Source organism: Caballeronia sp. RCC_10 (genome assembly GCF_041360715.1).
In the GTDB taxonomy this organism is placed as follows: Bacteria; Pseudomonadota; Gammaproteobacteria; order Burkholderiales; family Burkholderiaceae; genus Caballeronia; species Caballeronia grimmiae.
In genome coordinates this window covers 1-561 of sequence record NZ_JBFUPT010000127.1, presented here as the reverse complement: position 1 = coordinate 561, position 561 = coordinate 1, and the positions used below count along the sequence as shown (strand labels likewise).

At 62.4% G+C, this 561-nt stretch carries 1 protein-coding gene; it reads right to left on the bottom strand.

Going from position 1 to position 561, the window contains the following annotated elements:
• On the bottom strand, positions 1 to 497 hold a 497-nt coding region (locus tag AB6804_RS31945; protein ID WP_370889848.1), incomplete at its 3' end, for a transposase.
• Between the last annotated feature and the right edge of the window lie 64 nt (positions 498 to 561).

Here is a 561-nt window from a genome sequence, read left to right as displayed (position 1 = left end):
ATCACGCGCTCGAACTCGGCCGGCCTTACGGCTTTCATTTGCACGGCCGCCGCAATTGTTGTCGCGAGCATCTCCTCGACGCCGGCTTCGCCCAGCGCCTGCCGAAAGCGCACGAGGTTGGTCGGATCGCATGGCAGGCGCGGCTGGAAATAGTCCTCGCCGCAGAAGTACTGGAAGTACACGTCTTGTGCCCAGCGCTCGCAAACCGACTCATCACTTTCGTTGTATGCGTGCTTCAGGTAGAGCAGTCCGACCATCAGCCGGGCCGACAGGCGCGGACGTCCGGCAGCGCTATGGCCCGCGCCCGCCAGCTTGGGCGCCGTGCCGAACAGATCGACCTCTGCGCTCAGCCGGCCTTCGCGAGCACGCCGCTCGAAGATCGGTGTCAACGTCGCTTCTATCGACGTCCAGGGCATTCGGTTAGCCAGTACGGCCAGCGGGTGCCGCAAATCGATCATTGCATCCAGGCGGCTGCGGAAGAAATCCGGTGTGCTCATCGGCGCTTCTCACTCCCAGAACATAGGCTAATTCCATATTGGAACTGGGAGTTCCGCAACCCTC